At 64.8% G+C, this 1,851-nt stretch carries 2 protein-coding genes and 1 pseudogene; 1 reads left to right on the forward strand and 2 read right to left on the reverse strand.

The features are described 5' to 3' along the window. Positions 1–329, reverse strand: a pseudogene (locus KG698_RS15125) (phosphoglucosamine mutase); the annotation flags it as partial. Next, positions 326–1,372 carry a dihydropteroate synthase gene (gene folP, locus KG698_RS15130; RefSeq protein WP_213686374.1) on the reverse strand — a complete coding sequence of 349 codons (1,047 nt, stop codon included), beginning with the start codon at positions 1,370–1,372 and terminating at the stop codon, positions 326–328. The gene folP and the pseudogene KG698_RS15125, both read right to left, overlap by 4 nt. 111 nt (positions 1,373–1,483) lie before the next feature. Here folP and KG698_RS15135 point away from each other — a divergent pair. Next, the coding region (locus KG698_RS15135) for a GNAT family N-acetyltransferase (protein WP_213686375.1) at positions 1,484–1,851 on the forward strand (368 nt) is incomplete at its 3' end.

Below are 1,851 nucleotides of genomic sequence, written 5' to 3' on the forward strand. Positions count from 1 at the left end.
TTGTCCTCGGCCGGGTTATGGCTGGCCGAGATCATCACCCCCACATCGGCGCGCATCGAGGGCGTGAGCAGCCCCACAGCGGGCGTCGGCACAGGCCCCAACAAGAGCACATTCATCCCCGTGGAGGTGAAACCGGCCGTCAAAGCATTCTCGAGCATATAGCCCGACAGCCTTGTATCCTTGCCGATCACCACCCGATGTGCGCGGCTGCCATCGCGGCGGAAATACCGCCCTGCCGCAGCCCCCAAGCGCAGCGCCATCTCGGCGGTCATGGGGTAGCTATTGGCGCGCCCGCGCACGCCATCTGTCCCAAACAGCTTTCTTGTCATCTTTTCCGCTCTTCCTGCCCCGGTGCGCCCGGTGCGGCCAAAGCCTGCCACAGCGCCAATGCTTGTTGATGCAACGCGATATCATGCACGCGCAACATCTGTATGCCCTGTTGCACGGCCCATAGGCCAATCGCCGCCGATCCCGGCCCACGTTTTGCGGCCTCGGCCTCGCCCGAGATTGTGCCGATCATGCCTTTGCGCGACACGCCCAGCAAGATCGCACAGCCCAAACCGTGAAACAGGCTGAGCCGCGCAAGCAGCGCCATGTTCTGCGCCAAGGTCTTGCCGAACCCGATGCCCGGATCGATCATGATACGCGCGCGCGGCACACCTGCGGCCTCGGCCTGTGCCACGGTCGCGGCGAGCGCGTCATAGACATCAAGCAACACATCGCCATAGGCATCGGGTGCCATGGCCTGCATCGTCGCGGGCGTGCCGATGGAATGCATCACGATCAAGGGCGCGCACTGCGCGGCGGCCACCTCGGCCAAGCCCGGATCATGGCGCAGCCCCGAGACATCGTTGATCACATTGCCCCCCGCCGCCAACCCCGCCACAGCCACCGCCGATTTACGGGTATCAAGGCTGATCGGTGCAGATATCCCAGCGGCGCGCAGCCCCGCGATCACGGGCGCGATCCGGTCGATTTCCGCGGCGATGGCCAATTCAGCGGCACCCGGACGGGTCGATTCCCCGCCGATATCGATCAGATCTGCCCCCTCGGCCAGCATCCGCTGTGCCGCCGCAATCGCCGCATCATGGCCGCCATGCTGCCCCCCATCCGAAAAGCTGTCAGGGGTCACATTGAGAATTCCCATGATCCGCGGCCGGTCGCATGTCAGCCCCGCAATGGCGTGGCGCGGCGCAAGAAACGGGGCCAATGCATCTTGTGAAAGATCATGGGCCGCGACAATTTCGGGCGGGGCATCGCGGCTCAGCCGCTCAAGATGGGTAAAGCGCACCCAGCCACCCGCCAGCGGCAAGCCCGCGCCTGCATGGGCGGGGTCGGTCAGGGGAATGGGGCGAAGATAGTTTTGGCGCATGGCAGGCGCGTAGCGCCGACGCCCCGCCCTTGGCAAGCCCTGCACGCCTGATGATGCCCAAGTTGACGGCGCATATTGACCGCAATGTCACTTTGCGCCCTTGTGGGCGGCATGGACAACAAAACCCTCTTTCGCAGCACAAGGTTGAATGGGCGCGCCGCCACGCAAGATGATGCGGGGCTTTACGCGGCGCTTTTCGATCACGCCACCGCAGCGGCGCGGCTCGCAGAAGATCTGGCCGATTGGGAGCGTGATCAGCTTGCCCCATGGGTCCTGTTTCATGCTGAACACGCCGTGGGTATCGCGGGCTTTCGGCGCGCGGCGGGGGGCGAGGCGCTGGAACTGCGCTTCGATTTCCTGTCTGAGGCAGCCGGACAGGGATTAGCCAGCGAATTCGTGCAAGCCGCCTTGGACCATGCCACGCTTGTGCCGGGGCAAGATCGCTTCTTCGCCATCGTGGGGGATGATAACCCCGCCTC

The organism is Roseicyclus sp., from assembly GCF_018402035.1.
In the GTDB taxonomy this organism is placed as follows: Bacteria; Pseudomonadota; Alphaproteobacteria; order Rhodobacterales; family Rhodobacteraceae; genus Roseicyclus.

Excerpts from the sequence above, each read along its gene's own strand:
- folP (WP_213686374.1), bottom strand. The coding sequence starts at position 1,372 with ATGCGCCAAAACTATCTTCGCCCCATTCCCCTGACCGACCCCGCCCAT.